Raw genomic sequence first — 15,312 nt, 5'->3', positions numbered from 1 at the left:
ACCATTACATTCCCTTTGCAATACCTTTTTTAATATTAGTGCAACAACAGTTCGCTTTTTAATCAAAAAGTGATAAAAATAGTCATTTTTTATATAAACATGGTTGTAAAAGCATCAATTTATCTAAAATTTTCTCGTCTTGATTCTTTTCTTGCCATCTAAGTGGACGACAATCAATATATTCACAGTATCCACCCTCTCCTTGCAGACACTGTTCATTCCAGCTTAATTGATATTGAAAGCTTCCTACATATCCAGCCGCCAACCCAAACTTATAATCACCACGACTTTGTGCATAAAGTTCAAAGATTATTTTTCCATTTTTCTCACATTGCCAAGAAAACTCCCTAGGCAAGTACATCTCTTTACCATTCGGTGTTTTAACCTTTGGATAAACTCTGTGGATATGTAAATTTACGTCTTCTGTAAAACTTTCAACAGGCTTTCCAAATTCTTGAATATCTAATCTTGAACATAGGATGATATTCCACTGATTTCTTATTTGTAAGAATGTAAGCTGCGTAGTTTCATTTAAGTTAATAATTTGGCACGTATAGAAACATAAAGATAAGAACGGCAAATGCAAAGCTCGCGCGTGTTTAAATCGCCCCAACCCTTCAATTTGATATTTCTGTCCTTTATAAAAAATTTCACCTTCACATACGCATAGTGTTGACCAATAGTCAGAAACACCCCACTGCAAAGCAGAGGCATTAGATATGTTTTCTGAAATCTGAATCGTAAGGTCACACCCCATTTCTGGGTCTAATCTCTGAAGGCGAATGATGGGAATTTGCCATTGAATCAGATCAGTTTTATCAAATTGATATAGCGTCGAATCAAACTGACATTGGCGTCGAATAGAATATGTTTTTAAATGTCCCACACTATGTTGGCTATTACTTACAAGCACTGTTGCAGTGTCGATAGCTGAAGTTGTAATGCTGTGGGCGTTATAACACAGAGGAATACGTGGCTGTCCCACTAAACTAATGTAATTAAAATAACGAAGTGGGGTTGGTAAATTTGGAAGGATCAAGCCTTGATAAACAATTTTAAAAAAGCCACGAGAAGGTTGATAAACAACCCCCTGTTTAGCATTAGGGCCCAGCTGCTGTAATTGATTAATTTCACTTATCAACTTAGGCATACTGAACCTCTTCTATTTTATGTTTTTAGTGTTTCATTACTCTTGCGTGCAAATAAAGTCGTAACAAAACCAGATAGAGCATAGATAATTGAAACTGTCAAAATACCCATTGGAATATTATAAGTGATTGCCGCAAAAATCAGTACTACTGGCAACATAACTACAAACGGAACGCGTTTACGATCCATCTGCTTGAAAGAATAATATTTAATATTGGAAATCATGAGTAATCCCACAATTACCATAAGAACAGCATTAATAGTTTGAATCGCAATATCACGTAAATCAAAAATGAAAGGATAATCGCGAGCAACCCAAACGAGTGAAATAATGATAATAGCAGCGAGTGGACTTGCAATGCCGATAAAATAACGCTTATCAACAACGCCAATTTGCACATTAAAACGCGCTAGTCGGAAGGCTGCGCATGCTGTATAAACAAAACAACAAGCCAAACCAATACGACCTAAATCATGCAAACTCCAGCTATACATCAGCATTGCTGGAGCCACACCAAATGCTAACAAGTCCGAGAGAGAATCATATTGTTCGCCAAAAGCACTTTGTGCGCCAATTGCTCGAGCAACTCGACCATCTAAGCCATCTAATAGCGCTGCAATAAAAATGGCATAGATCGCTTGGTTAAAATCCCCATTCATACTTGCAATGATGGAATAGAAACCGGACAACAGAGCAGCTGTTGTGATTAAGTTAGGCCAAAGATAAATACCTCGGCGCTTTACTTTTTGCCCTTCCGGATTATCTTCTTCTTCAACCACTTCAAATGTAATCCCATCAAATGAATGTTCATTATGAGTTAAATCTTGCTCTGGTTTAGGCGCATTTGTCATTATTTTCTATTCCAAACATGTGCATTGATTTAAGTTAACTGTTACTCACCTACCAACCAGCGAACAGCAGCATGACCACCAGTTTCTTGCATACGAAGATGCGGGAATAACCACTGTAGTGCTTGGTCTGCTTGTTCAGAGAACTGCCAAGGCGGGTTAATCACTAATAAGCCACAACCATTTAGACCTACAGGTGTGTCATCTGGCCATACACAAATTTCACAAACTAACTGACGGCGAATACCCGTTTTAAACATTTTCTTTTCAAAACGTTCAATCATCGCTCGGTCTTTGATTGGATACCAAACTGCAAAAACGCCCGTTGGCCATTTTTTATAAGCTTGTTGTAAAAGTTCAACTAATTGTGGAAAGTCTTTACGTTCTAATTCGTAAGGAGGGTCGATCATAACCAGACCGCGCTTTTCTTTTGGCGGAATTACACCGAGCAAGCCTTCGTATGCATCACGCTCATGTAAACCTGCACGTTTATCACGAATGTTATGGCGTAATTGCTGAAATACATCGCGCTGCATTTCAAATATAGTCGCCTTGTCGATTTCACGCATGCCTTGCAAAGCAAACCAAGGAGAACCTGGATAACTCCCCTTACCTTCTTCAGAACGCAATTGTTCTACTAACTTCAAATATTGCTGGATTGCTTCAGGTGCCTGACGCTTTTCCATATCAGATAGTTGAACTAGACGATGAATGCCTGTGAGAAACTCTCCAGACTTTTGTGCAGGTGCCAGAGATAAATCATATTTGCCTGCCCCTCCATGCGTATCGATATAACGATAAGGTTTATCTTTAGCATTTAAACGGTTGAGCAGCTGTAGCAAAAGCACATGCTTCATAACATCTGCAAAGTTGCCCGCATGGAAATGGTGACGGTAATTCATGTTGACTTTAATTCCTCAATTCAACAAATAGTTTAACATGAAAAAAATATTCTTTCGTAAGGTTGTGATCATCTAAAATAGAGCTGCTTGATATTTTTACGATCTACTCGAGGTTATATGCACTCTCATTCACTTCCTGATTCATGGAATTTGGATCAAATTTTAGATGATTTAAATGCGCATGGCTTTGCCATTATAAATCAAGCATATCCAGATCAATATCGCGCACAGGTTTCTCAAGAATGTAGCCATCATATGGATGAGTTTAGAGAAGCAGGCATTCAAAACGGCGTTGTAAGTAATATTCGTAGTGACCATATTCTTTGGATTAATGATCAACTTCCTATTGCTCAGCAACATATTGCAACCTTAACTTTATTCTCACAAAGTCTAAATCAAGCATTCTATTTAGGGATTAAAGAGGTTGAAGCTCATTTTGCTCGTTATAATTTGGGTGAATTTTATGCTTTACATCGAGACAATCCTCAACAAAAAAATGATCGTATTATCTCAACTGTCTATTATTTACATCCAGAATGGCAAGAAGATTGGGGGGGACAATTGCGACTACAAGATAAAAATGAGAAATGGCATATTGTTAATCCCGAACCCAATCGACTGGTAATATTTCAAAGCGATTTATTACATGAAGTATTAATTTCAAAACAACAAAGGCTATCTATTACGGCTTGGCTTCGTAGTGGAAATTCTATTTGGGTTTAAAGGTTACTCTTTAAATTTGATAAATGAACCCGATATAAAAGCTATTGATTAAAAAAGGTGATGGCGTATGCCTATTGAAAGTAAAACAATTGTGAACCGAATTGGTGAAACAGACCAACTTTATTTGACTGAAAATACGCCTGAGCTTGCTTTAGAGCGTGCTGAGTTACGCATGCAACTTGTAATATTAAGTCGTGTTCGCCAAGAACAGCTACATTTTCTACAAGAAGCTATTGTTTTGCTTGAACAAGCTCGGATGGAATATGAAGAAATGCCATTGAGCTTATATCTTAATTTGTCTTTACACTTAGCCAAAGCGTATATGCTTTATTTTGAACTAAATAAAGAAAAACGTTTTGCGTTGATTACTCAACAAATTTTGAAGCCATTAGCACATCATGAACATGCTGATATCTATTTCTTCTTGGCCTATGCGTCAGCAGCACGACAAGAGTCAGCGTTGACACGACATTGGTTAACTAAATATTTATCAACGTCTACATGTGATCTTGAATTACTTCATGGCCAACCTGTATTTGACCTTGTACGTCATGAGCCATGGTATAAAGATCAATTAAAAGTAAAGACACATTAAACTCTTAATGTAATAAAGCCTGTTTTACGCATTACGTGTAAAACAGGCTTTATTTTTATGAAATTATTTTTTTACACTGTCTTCATGCAGTTGCTCATTAAGCTCATCAATAACCACAATCCACTCATCATCTTTTTCCCAATGACTTTTTAAAAAATCACTTTGGCCCTTTGACCAAAAAGAAGCTTCATGTAATTTCTGTTCGGCTGGTATTTGATGTGTCTTAATAAAATTTTCGATACTTGCTTCATCAGAAGCTAAACCCAACTGATCAAATAAAAGCTCTAAAGTAGGTTGCTGCTCAAACATTGTTATTCTCCTATAACTTCTTTTAAATCATCTATTAACTAATCTATCAATAAAACGTTTTTACTTGCATGATAGTGTCTATATTTTCTTGTTGCTTTTTGTGTTTCCCTTCTAATAATTTAATAAAAAAGCACTCTATAAAAGAGTGCTTTTTTACATTTATCTATAAGATAAATTATTTCAACATGTCAGCAACTGCAGCACGTTCTTCTTCAAGTTCATTCAACGTAACGTTAATACGTTCACGGCTGAATTCGTCAATTTCTAAACCTTGAACGATTTTATATTCACCATTTTCAGTCGTTACAGGGAAACCAAACATTACGCCTTCAGGAATACCATAAGAACCATCAGATGGAATACCCATAGTTACCCATTTGCCGTTTGTGCCAAGTGCCCAATCACGCATATGATCAATTGCAGCGTTAGCAGCAGAAGCAGCAGAAGACAAACCACGTGCTTCGATGATCGCAGCACCACGTTTACCAACAGTTGGAAGGAACACATCTTTGTTCCAAGCAGCATCATTGATTTTGTCTTTTAAGCTTTCGCCATTTGCAGTTGCAAAACGGTAGTCAGCATACATTGTTGGAGAATGGTTACCCCAAACTGTCATTGTTTCGATATCAGAAACTGCAACGCCAGCTTTTTGAGCAAGTTGAGTTAACGCACGGTTGTGGTCAAGACGCAACATTGCTGTGAAATTTTTCGCAGGAAGATCTGGTGCAGATTTCATTGCGATGTAAGCATTAGTGTTTGCAGGGTTACCTACAACTAATACTTTAACGTCACGGCTAGCAACTTCGTTTAATGCTTGACCTTGACCGATGAAAATTTCACCGTTAACTTTTAACAAGTCAGCACGTTCCATACCAGGACCACGTGGACGAGAACCTACCAATAAAGCGTAGTCAGCATCTTTAAATGCAACTTTCGGATCATCAGTCCCGATCATGCCAGCCAATAAAGGGAAAGCACAGTCATCAAGTTCCATCATTACGCCTTTAAGCGCTTGTTGTGCTTTTTCAACTGGAACTTCAAGCAATTGTAAAATAACAGGTTGATCTTTACCTAACATTTCACCGCTTGCGATACGGAATAATAAGCTGTAACCAATTTGACCTGCAGCGCCAGTCACGGCAACACGAACGGGTTGCTTCATGTAATTGTCTCCAATGAGTGTCCTTAATCGGGCTAAATAGGAATTCCATCTAACCAAATCATCATAAACGGCAAAGATTGTACTCTAAAGATTTGGCAGATGCATGTAAAAGCGACCCGTTTTCACCAAAAGTCTGATAGAAAATACAAATTAATCTTTACAAATAGATTCAATGTATGGTGAGCATTTTTTTATGAAATGGATGTCACCTTTAGTAACTACCTTTAATCATGATTTCACCAGGGCAGTTCGATACCACATGATTTGCACATTGTTTATATTGGCCCTTTACCGTGTAACAAACTTTCACTTCTGTTAAGACCACATCCGAACGCGATAGTTGACAACTAAAACGGATACCATTTTGGGGTAAGCTAGGATTAAGGCGAACAAATTGCTGTCTTAATGCGGATTGTTGCATTTCAACATTTGTTGAACTTGTGAGACTAGCCGGAATTTTTAAACGTTCAGCAAAGTTAATAACCGTACGAAAATATTGGCTCGCATTCATAGGAACACACCCCCCTACATTTTTCCATAACTGCACACGAGCATTATTATCGGGCATAACCCGAGCCACGACTTTAGCTTGTAATGGAGAGAGAGTGGCCGAACTTTCTGTGGAACAATCAGTTTTAGTTGTTTCAGGCATAAGACCTGTAATTGTCAGTGAATATCCTTCAAGACATTTACGTTGTTTTTGTTTAGAAGGATCTAATGCACATGCAGCTGGTGTCATTTGCACATGCATAACATACCCCTGTAAATTAACAGGTTGGGCATGTAAAACGGAACTCATCAATCCTAGCCCTGCACAGATAAACCACCATGCAAGTTGCAAAATTGAACGAAGTTCCAAATATGTATATTTCATTTAATTAAAACTTGAATATGCCAATTAAAAGAAGATCCATCATCAACCACCTTAAGTTAAGGCGACGTACGCATTGGAATGACTTTCATACGTTGCGATAAGGACTGGGCACCTTGACCCAATATTACGCCGTAATGTGTTGCATTCGTCATAACATGCTTGACATAGTCTCTGGTTTCTAACAATGGAATTGTCTCTGTATATTGGTCAGCCGAAATGGGTTGATAGTCCGGTTGCCAACGTCTAGCCCGATTAGGCCCTGCATTATAACCTGCTGTTGCTAAAACAGGGTTATTGCTTAATTGTCCCTGAATCATTGATAAATAGAATGTTCCATATCGAATATTGGTATTCATTTCACTTAATGCAGCAGGATTATAAGTTTCACCCATTTGTCGTGCAATCAACTTCGCTGTACCAGGCATAATCTGCATAAGACCACCTGCTCCAACATGAGAACGTGCAGAGGTAACAAACCGACTTTCCTGACGCATTAAACCATAAGCCCACGCTGGATCAATTCCTGCATTGTAACTATGACTTACGACATTAGTCTTATGGGGAGTCACATAGCGATAAGTATCATTGTGCTTATTTGTTGTGCGATCTGCTGCATAAATTGCCCGATCAAACCATCCCATATCATGAGCACGCTTTGCTGCAGCTAAAAGTAAACCATCGTCATGCTGAAGATAGGCTTGGCGAACTGCCCAGTTCCACTCTCGGTTGGTATAAGTTGGATTTGCATTAATACGTCTTAAAGTAAAAGCACGGTTAAAGTGAATATTCTGATCTAAACGTCTTAAATCACTTGCTGTCGGCTGATCATCATAAGGTTGATGGTTATAACGCTCACCTAAACGATCTTTTGCTAAAAGATTATGATAGTCGTCACCAGCCTGAGCCAGTTTTCTATAAATTTGTTGTGCGGTTGCTTTAGAAGCACTATCGCCACGTTGCTCTGTCGCACGTGCTAACCAATATTGCCAACGATCTTCTTGTTTTTGGGTTACTGTCATACTATCAATAGCACGAATTAAACTTTCCCACGCACCAAATCTAATCGCCTGACGCGCATAAATTTCGGCTTCTTCCGGACTTAATGGGTAACCATAACTTGCATCAAAGTATTGTAGAACTTCACGATTAAAATTATTTTTCATGACCGTAGTACCACCAATATAGGCTACCGTACGATATAAATATTTTTGTACATTTTGTGGTGTACCTTGGGCAAGACGCTGCACATTTGAAAAAGCATTACTTAAGTCATTATTAGCTAAACGCCCTAAAGCAAAAATCAAATAAGCATAATCTGCATCATTTGTCTTAGGCGCACTCCACAAATAATTAAGTGGGTTGGCCTGAATTTGGTTAAGCTGAGCTAAGGAGAGATTTATTCCTAAACTTTGAGCAGTCGCAAGAGCCTGTCCAGATAAACCAGCACGTAATTGTACCCAGAGACGCTGTTGTTTATCTTGTGCGCTCATTAAAGGACTAGATAACATCATGCGCCCTAAACCGACACATGATTCCGGCTGGGATTCAGTTGCTAACCAAACATCTTTATATTCAGCAAAAACTAACGCATCGCCACTTTTCGCCCGCACCTGTGCTAAAGCACAATTTTCGGCTTGGTCAGGATTGGTAACATAAGATAAGACAGGTTGAGCAGATGCATAGTCAGCTTGTTTAACTTTTTCTTCAACATAATCTGCTGATAATTTTTCAGCCATTGCTGATTGTGGGTAGCGTTGAGCAAAGCTTATGATAGAGGCAGCAGGTTGAAACCCAAGGTTTGTATTAAGTTTCCAATATTCTGGGTAATATCCCAACACATCATTTTGCATTGCAAGCTGATATTGATCTAATAACGCGGTATTACCACTATTTGCAGCATTTAATGCATCATTGAACTGCTCTTCAGCAGCATAGGTAAATGAACAACCAAGTAAACACATAGCTCCTAACCAGCTACGATGCATATATTTATTTTTCATTACACGACTATGGATTGATGAGCTCTTTCTACTTGGTCTCATAAATGTGCTAAACCCTGACTATTCACCTTCAACGCATAGTTTAATTATTCTTCATGCTTTCTTTTGTTGTGTTATGTAACTCTATGATTCAACATCATTAAAATTCACCTAATTTACTTCACAAAAACCTTGTCATGTTCTGAAAGTTTACAGTTATCGGTTCAGCTCAAATACTGCTATAATAAATGGTTTGACCCATTTTGGGCCAATTTATTCTTTTTTAGATCGATCTGTTAGGAGCCTGCATGACGGTTCAAACCTTCATTCCCAATGGTGCCAAAGCTGCCTCAGAAAACACTGTTACCCAGCCAACGCACACCACTGATGTTTCAATAAAAAAACTTTATATTGAAACTCAAGGGTGTCAGATGAATGAGTATGACAGTCACCGTATGGCAGACCTTTTAGGGGATTCTCACGGCTACGTTTTGACGACCAACCCTAATGAAGCAGACATTCTGCTCATGAATACATGTTCTATTCGCGAAAAAGCGCAGGAAAAAGTATTTAGTGAATTAGGTCGCTGGCGCAAACTAAAAGATAAAAATCCTGATCTTGTGATTGGTGTCGGTGGATGTGTTGCCTCTCAAGAAGGTGACAACATTCAAAAACGTGCACCCTATGTAGACATGATTTTTGGTCCACAAACATTACACCGTTTACCACAAATGCTTGATCAACATAATGCTCAAGTAGAAAAACCTAAAAAAGATAAAATCAAACTGGTTGATATTTCTTTCCCAGACATTGAAAAGTTCGACTTTTTACCTGAACCACGTGTAGAAGGTTTTAAAGCATTCGTTTCTATTATGGAAGGCTGCTCTAAATACTGTTCTTTCTGTGTAGTTCCATATACACGCGGTGAAGAAGTTTCTCGCCCATTAGATGATGTACTTGCAGAAATTGCAGGTCTTGCTGAAAAAGGTGTCCGTGAAATTTCACTTCTTGGTCAAAATGTAAATGGTTACCGCGGAGAAACCTTCGAAGGTGGCATCTGTACTTTCCCTGAATTGTTACGACTCGTTGCAGAAATTCCGGGTATTGGACGTTTACGTTATACAACATCGCATCCACTTGAGTTCTCTGACGAGCTCATTCAGTGCTATGAAGATTTACCTCAAATGGTGTCACATTTACACTTGCCTGTTCAAAGTGGATCTAATGATGTTTTACAGGCAATGAAACGAAATCATACGATTGATGTTTATATCGACAAGATTGCCAAATTAAGAAAAATACGCCCTGATATGCACTTATCAAGTGACTTTATTATTGGTTTCCCTGGTGAAACTGATGAAAACTTCGCCGAAACACTTCAATTTATCAAAGACTTAGATTTTGATCACTCATATAGTTTTGTCTATTCAAAACGTCCGGGTACACCTGCATCAGAATTACCTGATACTACGCCTGAACACGTTAAAAAAGAGCGTTTAGCTCAAGTTCAAAAAGTGATTAAACAATCTAGCATTGAAAAAACTGACGCAATGCTTGGCAAAATTGAACGTGTTCTTATTGAAAAAGTCTCTGATCAAGACCCTAATATTTTATTAGGCACAGCTGACAATACCCGTCTAGTCACTTTTGTAGGTGATGCTGCTTGGGTTGGACGTTTTGCAGAGATCGAGATTACTGAAATTAAAACTTTAAATTTAGTTTACGGTGAACTCTTGAATCTTGAGCCTGACGTGGCGTAATGTAGAGGTATTCTAAAGTCTACTGAAAGGTTTTCTCTTGACTGCAGCGATTCGACGTACCGTAACATTTCCTGAAGTTTCAATGGAACGTTTAAAGAGCATCTTGGGTGCCTATAATGGGCACCTTAAGCAAATTGAACAGCGTTTAGATGTCAAAATTACTCATCGTGGAGATGTTTTTCATATCGATGGTGAGATTGATGCTGTTGGGAGAGCCGAAGCATTATTGCAACGACTCTATGAAGAGTCTGAAGCATCCCAGCAAATTAGTGCCGATCTATTACATCTGTTAATTCAATCCTCTCAAACTGAACGTAATTTCGAGTTAGTTGGAGAAGAGATGGATGAACATGATGCACCAATGGATGTCTACTTCCAGACTCGAAAAGGGCGTATTAACCCACGTGGTGCCAATCAAAAACGCTACGTACAGCGTATTTTGCAAAGCGATATTTCTTTTGGTGTTGGCCCTGCGGGTACAGGTAAAACCTATTTAGCAGTTGCCGCCGCAGTAGATATGCTGGAACGTAATGAAATCCAACGGATTTTACTTGTACGTCCTGCTGTAGAAGCTGGGGAAAAGTTAGGTTTTCTACCGGGTGATTTAACTCAGAAAATCGACCCATACCTACGCCCTCTTTACGATGCTCTTTACGAAATGCTCGGCTTTGAAAAAGTTGCCAAGTTAATCGAGCGTCAAGTGATTGAAGTTGCACCTCTTGCATATATGCGTGGTCGCACACTTAACCATTCATTTGTAATTTTGGATGAGGCTCAAAACACAACGCCTGAACAAATGAAAATGTTCTTGACCCGTTTAGGTTTTGGCTCTCGTGCAGTGATTACAGGTGACATTACCCAAGTAGATTTACCTCGAGGTCAACAATCTGGTTTGGCACATGCACTACGTGTACTCGAGAATATTAAAGAAATTCATATTACCCGTTTCCATTCCCGTGACGTTGTACGTCATCAACTTGTTCAAAAAATTGTTGAAGCGTATGAAGGATGGGATGGTGAACAACAGCGTCTTAATGCTGAAGCACGTGCTGAACGCAAAGCACGTCAAGAAGCATTAGTTGCTGAAAACGATACAGCAGCAGACTTGCAACATCAGGATGCTTAAGGATTCATTTTGAAAATCAGTTTAAGTTTACAACAAGACTTTCAATCATCTGAGTTAGAGCTCAAACGAGCTCAACTCAAAAAAATTATTGAGACAACTTTACGCCACGTTGGTTATAAAGAAGATTGTGAAATTGGGGTTGCTTGCGTTGATCTGAACGAAAGTCAGCAACTCAACTTGCAGTACCGAGAAAAAGATAAACCGACTAATGTTTTATCTTTTCCAAGTGATATTCCCGAAGAAGTTTTACCAATGCTAGATGCCTTACCTCTAGGTGATTTAGTTATTTGTATTCCGGTGGTATTACAAGAAGCATTAGAGCAGAAAAAAACTGCCCAAAATCATTTTGCACATCTATTAGTTCATGGTGTTTTACATTTACTCGGTTATGACCACGAAACTAGTGATGATGATGCAGAAGAAATGGAAGGCTTAGAAATTGAAATTTTAGCAAAACTTAATATTTCAAATCCTTATCAGGAATAATGTGATCATTATTAAAATGTGGATATCCTAAAAGTTATCCACATTTTTTTAATTAGTGAACCTCAAATTCAGCTTCCGCTGGATTAAAACGCCAAGTACGAACAATACGCAACTCCGAAATATCTTTCATATTTGCATCAAAATGCCCAAATGGCGCACCGCGACGTACTGAAGACTTTGCAGCCTCATCAAGTATTGAATGCCCTGAGCTTTCAAGCAAACGGATTGCACGAATTCCGCCTTGAGCGTTCAAAATCACCATTAAACGAACTTCACCTTTGAGCTGCTGTTGTTTCGCTTCTTCGGGATAATAGCGATTACCGTAAAGCTCTACTTTTTCACGAAACTTATCCAAATAAGCAGCCGAGGCATCTTTCTTCGCTTGAATTCCATCTACTGTTTTTATTTTTTGCTGGCGACTAAAATCTTGTCTACGTTGTAAATATTGTGCTTCAAGGCTCGCAACCAACGCAGCTTTTGCTTGAAATTGACTTTGTAATTGTTCTAATTCCTTTTTCCTTTGACTTGCATCAGCTTGTTTCTGCCAACTTAAAACCGTCATTAGAACTTTTTCTTCAAATTTAAGCTCTCTTTGTTGCTGAATCTTTTGCAAAGTTTCTAACTCTGCATTCCCCGTTGAAGCATCATTAAGCATCGGATTGGGAGTATCACTAGAAGTCCGGTGAGCCTCACGAAATGCACCTGAACCCTGCTGGTCTGCTTGCGCCAAAAAATCTGCCTGAACAACTGGCTCATTGGTTGGTCGAATTGAAATTGCAATTTCTTTAGTAGACTGCTCTGAGGGGCTAGGCATGGCAAAGTTAATGAGCAATACAAGAATATGCAGTAAGATTGCTAATATTGTTGCAGCAATAAAGACTCGGTCTTTCCACCAATAATGAAAAGACTCTATAGATAGACTTCTTTTGTTCAACATAATCTTAAAAGCATATAAATGCCTTTTCCCCACGGTTTAATACCGAATAAAACATAAACTGATATTCAAATCTGGATAAAAGTGTGATTCACTTCAAATATAGGATTTTATCCATTTTCATTTTGTCAAAATGTATCAATTAAATTTGTTACACTGCAATATCAAAACCCGTTTTTTATCATAATAAAGATTGTGTGGGCTCTTTAGTAAATTATCTTCTGGAAGTTCTTTTATGCAAACGCTATTTTCCTCATTAGTCAGACGTCTTCAAAAAGTCTATAAAAAAGCAGAAGCATTCATTGAGGAAGAAAGAGATTTTACATTATCGCAAACCTTTCTGAATGCCACTTTACAACGTTATGTCACCAATAATGTTGAATTTTTAGATGACCTACATGCTGATCTTTATCATGACTGGTTAAGGTTATATGCAACCATGCATGTAAAAGGTTTAGAAACCACATTATCGGTTGATTTAAAACTGATCCAGATGGAATTTAATAAAGAACAACAACTTTTAGTTTTTGAACAAATTAGCAATACACAAATTATCGAGGCGAAATATAAAAACTTTTGGCAAAAAATCGCCGTAAAAGCCGCAGTTTTTTACTACCATAAAATTTTGAAAAAAGACCCTTTGGGGATGATTCTTGAACGTTTTAATGTAGCAGAAGAACGCGACGAACTTATATTCCTTGATCTCAATCGTTGGTTTGGTAAAAAAGCCAGCATCATCGAGACTTTAGGCAAAGTACATGTAAATTATGCAAGAGTTCGTGAAGCTGAGTTAGTCGTGTTTGGAAATGTGAATTTAGCAGCCTTACTTTCTCGTGATCAGGATGACGATTTTGAAGATGAATTAGAAGATTCAGAAATAACGCCAATCCAGCAAAAAGATGAATAAATCGTTATAAATGAAAATTAATTGGCTGCCAAAAAACACAAATAGATTACACATTTAGCATAAATCCTGATTTTTTCTCCATGATCAACAGGCATAATATGTTTAAGTTACAGATGCATCAGCACTGACTTTTTAGTCTGTACAAGGATACTTACTTATGGCAACAAAATTTCTGAAATCATTTGGCATCGCAACAGGTATTTCAACAACTTTGCTTTTTGCAGGCTTCTCAAGTCATGCTCTTGCCATGAGCCCATTTCAGGCAAATTATCAGTTTACTTATAATAACAAGGGTATGGGTACGGCTACACGTGCCTTAAGCCAGCAAGGTAATAACTGGACTTATAATTTCACTGCAAAAGCAGGTGGAATTGCTTCTGCAAGTGAAACAAGTAAATTCAGTTTCACTAATGGCAAAATCGGGTCTCAAAGTTTTAGCCGCACCAGCAAAATTTTGATTCATAACAACACCATGAGTATTAACTTCAATCCCAATAGCAAAATCATTTCTACAAAGAAAGATGATAAAGCCCGTTCATTCGCTTGGCAGGCAGGTGTTCTTGATGAGCTAAATGCAGAGTTACAGCTTCGTGAAGACTTAAAAAATGGTTCTCTTAAAGCATCTTACCCCCTTGCAGATGCAAAAGAAGTTGAAAACCGTCGATTTGTAAAACAAGGTAATGAGAAAATTAAAACCTCTTATGGAACATTCGATACCATTAAAGTCGTTTTACAACACAAAAAGCCTGAACGCAGCACAATCTTTTGGCTAGCACCAAAATTAGACTATTTACCTGTTAAAGTAAGCCATATTGATGGTAAAACTTCTTATGGGTTGTTATTAACAAGTTATACAGGTAAGACGAATTAAAGCTTGCATTTTTTTGGATGCTTTTTAAAATACGCATTTGCTTTAAAAAGCATCCGTCTAGAGGATTCTCCCGTGCACGCACTAGAACAGAAAATCTTAACAGAAGGTATCGTTCTATCTGATCAAGTCTTGAAAGTCGACGCTTTCTTAAACCACCAAATTGATCCTGTATTAATGCAGCAGATTGGTAAAGAATTTGCCGCTCGCTTTAAAGATGCAGGGATTACCAAGATTATTACCATTGAAGCATCAGGTATTGCACCTGCAATCATGGCAGGTTTAGAACTTGGTGTACCTGTAATTTTTGCTCGCAAATATCAATCATTGACGTTAAAAGATGATTTATATCGTTCAAAAGTATTTAGTTTTACTAAACAAACTGAAAGTACTATTGCGATTTCAAATAAGCACCTTCATTCAACTGATAAAGCATTAGTTATTGATGACTTCTTGGCGAATGGTCAAGCAGCATTAGGATTGATTGATTTAATTCACCAAGCAAATGCAGAAGTTGTTGGTGTAGGTATTGTGATTGAAAAATCATTCCAACCGGGTCGTGATTTATTGCTAGAAAAAGGCTACCGCGTTGAATCATTAGCACGTGTTCATTCTCTTACAGATGGCAAAGTTACTTTTGTAAAAGAATAAGATGTACATTTAAAAAAGAGCGGATATCCGCTCTTTTT

At 38.0% G+C, this 15,312-nt stretch carries 15 protein-coding genes and 1 pseudogene; 8 read left to right on the top strand and 8 right to left on the bottom strand.

From position 1 onward, the window contains the following. Positions 1 to 35 precede the first annotated feature (35 nt). The 3 genes and pseudogenes from RFW85_RS12390 to RFW85_RS12380 form a co-directional block, all read right to left on the bottom strand. Positions 36 to 1,150 (bottom strand): annotated as a pseudogene (locus tag RFW85_RS12390) (DUF6670 family protein). Between the two features lie 17 nt (positions 1,151 to 1,167). Then, positions 1,168 to 2,001, bottom strand: a complete 834-nt coding sequence (pssA, locus tag RFW85_RS12385; protein ID WP_002119541.1) for a CDP-diacylglycerol--serine O-phosphatidyltransferase — start codon at positions 1,999 to 2,001, stop codon at positions 1,168 to 1,170. A gap of 41 nt (positions 2,002 to 2,042) precedes the next feature. Beyond that, positions 2,043 to 2,900, bottom strand: coding sequence for a 23S rRNA (adenine(2030)-N(6))-methyltransferase RlmJ (locus tag RFW85_RS12380; RefSeq protein WP_016143005.1), 858 nt, complete (start codon positions 2,898 to 2,900; stop codon positions 2,043 to 2,045). A gap of 117 nt (positions 2,901 to 3,017) precedes the next feature. Between RFW85_RS12380 and RFW85_RS12375 the strand changes: the two genes are divergently transcribed. Together RFW85_RS12375 and RFW85_RS12370 are read left to right on the top strand one after the other, a co-directional pair. After that, positions 3,018 to 3,623 (top strand): 2OG-Fe(II) oxygenase, encoded by a 606-nt coding sequence (locus RFW85_RS12375; protein ID WP_170249758.1) that lies wholly within the window; start codon positions 3,018 to 3,020, stop codon positions 3,621 to 3,623. Between the two features lie 67 nt (positions 3,624 to 3,690). Beyond that, positions 3,691 to 4,218 (top strand): hypothetical protein, encoded by a 528-nt coding sequence (locus tag RFW85_RS12370; RefSeq protein ID WP_309171571.1) that lies wholly within the window; start codon positions 3,691 to 3,693, stop codon positions 4,216 to 4,218. 63 nt (positions 4,219 to 4,281) lie between these two features. Here the strand turns inward: RFW85_RS12370 and RFW85_RS12365 are convergent, their stop codons facing one another. The 4 genes from RFW85_RS12365 to RFW85_RS12350 all read right to left on the bottom strand — a co-directional run bounded on the left by RFW85_RS12365 (position 4,282) and on the right by RFW85_RS12350 (position 8,563). Further along, entirely contained in the window at positions 4,282 to 4,527 is a 246-nt protein-coding gene (locus RFW85_RS12365) for a DUF2789 family protein (protein ID WP_068563827.1), read from the bottom strand. 175 nt (positions 4,528 to 4,702) lie between these two features. Next, positions 4,703 to 5,689: a malate dehydrogenase gene (locus RFW85_RS12360; RefSeq protein ID WP_170249757.1), complete on the bottom strand. Its 987-nt coding sequence runs from the start codon at positions 5,687 to 5,689 to the stop codon at positions 4,703 to 4,705. A gap of 211 nt (positions 5,690 to 5,900) precedes the next feature. Next, the gene (locus tag RFW85_RS12355; RefSeq protein WP_170249756.1) at positions 5,901 to 6,563 is read right to left on the bottom strand and encodes a ribonuclease I; all 663 of its coding nucleotides are present in this window, start codon (positions 6,561 to 6,563) and stop codon (positions 5,901 to 5,903) included. 56 nt (positions 6,564 to 6,619) lie between these two features. Beyond that, a complete protein-coding gene (locus RFW85_RS12350; RefSeq protein ID WP_170249755.1) occupies positions 6,620 to 8,563 on the bottom strand; it encodes a lytic transglycosylase domain-containing protein in 1,944 nt (647 codons plus the stop codon). A 287-nt stretch (positions 8,564 to 8,850) separates the two neighbouring features. Between RFW85_RS12350 and miaB the strand changes: the two genes are divergently transcribed. The 3 genes from miaB to ybeY are packed head-to-tail and all read left to right on the top strand — an operon-like array spanning position 8,851 to position 11,914. Continuing rightward, positions 8,851 to 10,302 (top strand): tRNA (N6-isopentenyl adenosine(37)-C2)-methylthiotransferase MiaB, encoded by a 1,452-nt coding sequence (miaB, locus tag RFW85_RS12345; protein WP_309171570.1) that lies wholly within the window; start codon positions 8,851 to 8,853, stop codon positions 10,300 to 10,302. Between the two features lie 37 nt (positions 10,303 to 10,339). Next, positions 10,340 to 11,428 carry a PhoH family protein gene (locus RFW85_RS12340; RefSeq protein ID WP_199964081.1) on the top strand — a complete coding sequence of 363 codons (1,089 nt, stop codon included), beginning with the start codon at positions 10,340 to 10,342 and terminating at the stop codon, positions 11,426 to 11,428. 9 nt (positions 11,429 to 11,437) lie between these two features. Beyond that, entirely contained in the window at positions 11,438 to 11,914 is a 477-nt protein-coding gene (gene ybeY, locus RFW85_RS12335; RefSeq protein WP_309171569.1) for an rRNA maturation RNase YbeY, read from the top strand. 52 nt (positions 11,915 to 11,966) lie between these two features. Here ybeY and RFW85_RS12330 read toward each other — a convergent pair whose 3' ends face one another. Next, on the bottom strand, positions 11,967 to 12,851 hold the full coding sequence (locus RFW85_RS12330) for a TonB family protein (protein ID WP_309171568.1): 885 nt from the start codon (positions 12,849 to 12,851) through the stop codon (positions 11,967 to 11,969). A gap of 232 nt (positions 12,852 to 13,083) precedes the next feature. Here RFW85_RS12330 and RFW85_RS12325 point away from each other — a divergent pair, with 232 nt between their 5' ends. The 3 genes from RFW85_RS12325 to RFW85_RS12315 all read left to right on the top strand — a co-directional run bounded on the left by RFW85_RS12325 (position 13,084) and on the right by RFW85_RS12315 (position 15,274). Then, complete coding sequence (locus tag RFW85_RS12325; RefSeq protein ID WP_086265329.1) at positions 13,084 to 13,755, top strand: hypothetical protein; 672 nt, start codon at positions 13,084 to 13,086, stop codon at positions 13,753 to 13,755. A 157-nt stretch (positions 13,756 to 13,912) separates the two neighbouring features. Beyond that, on the top strand, positions 13,913 to 14,626 hold the full coding sequence (locus RFW85_RS12320) for a DUF3108 domain-containing protein (RefSeq protein WP_086399109.1): 714 nt from the start codon (positions 13,913 to 13,915) through the stop codon (positions 14,624 to 14,626). 72 nt (positions 14,627 to 14,698) lie between these two features. Then, a complete protein-coding gene (locus RFW85_RS12315) occupies positions 14,699 to 15,274 on the top strand; it encodes a xanthine phosphoribosyltransferase (RefSeq protein ID WP_002119547.1) in 576 nt (191 codons plus the stop codon). Positions 15,275 to 15,312 lie beyond the last annotated feature (38 nt).

This window comes from Acinetobacter sp. 12966 (assembly GCF_031196995.1).
GTDB classification, from domain to species: domain Bacteria; phylum Pseudomonadota; class Gammaproteobacteria; order Pseudomonadales; family Moraxellaceae; genus Acinetobacter; species Acinetobacter geminorum.
This window is presented reverse-complemented; position numbering and strand designations above follow the sequence as displayed.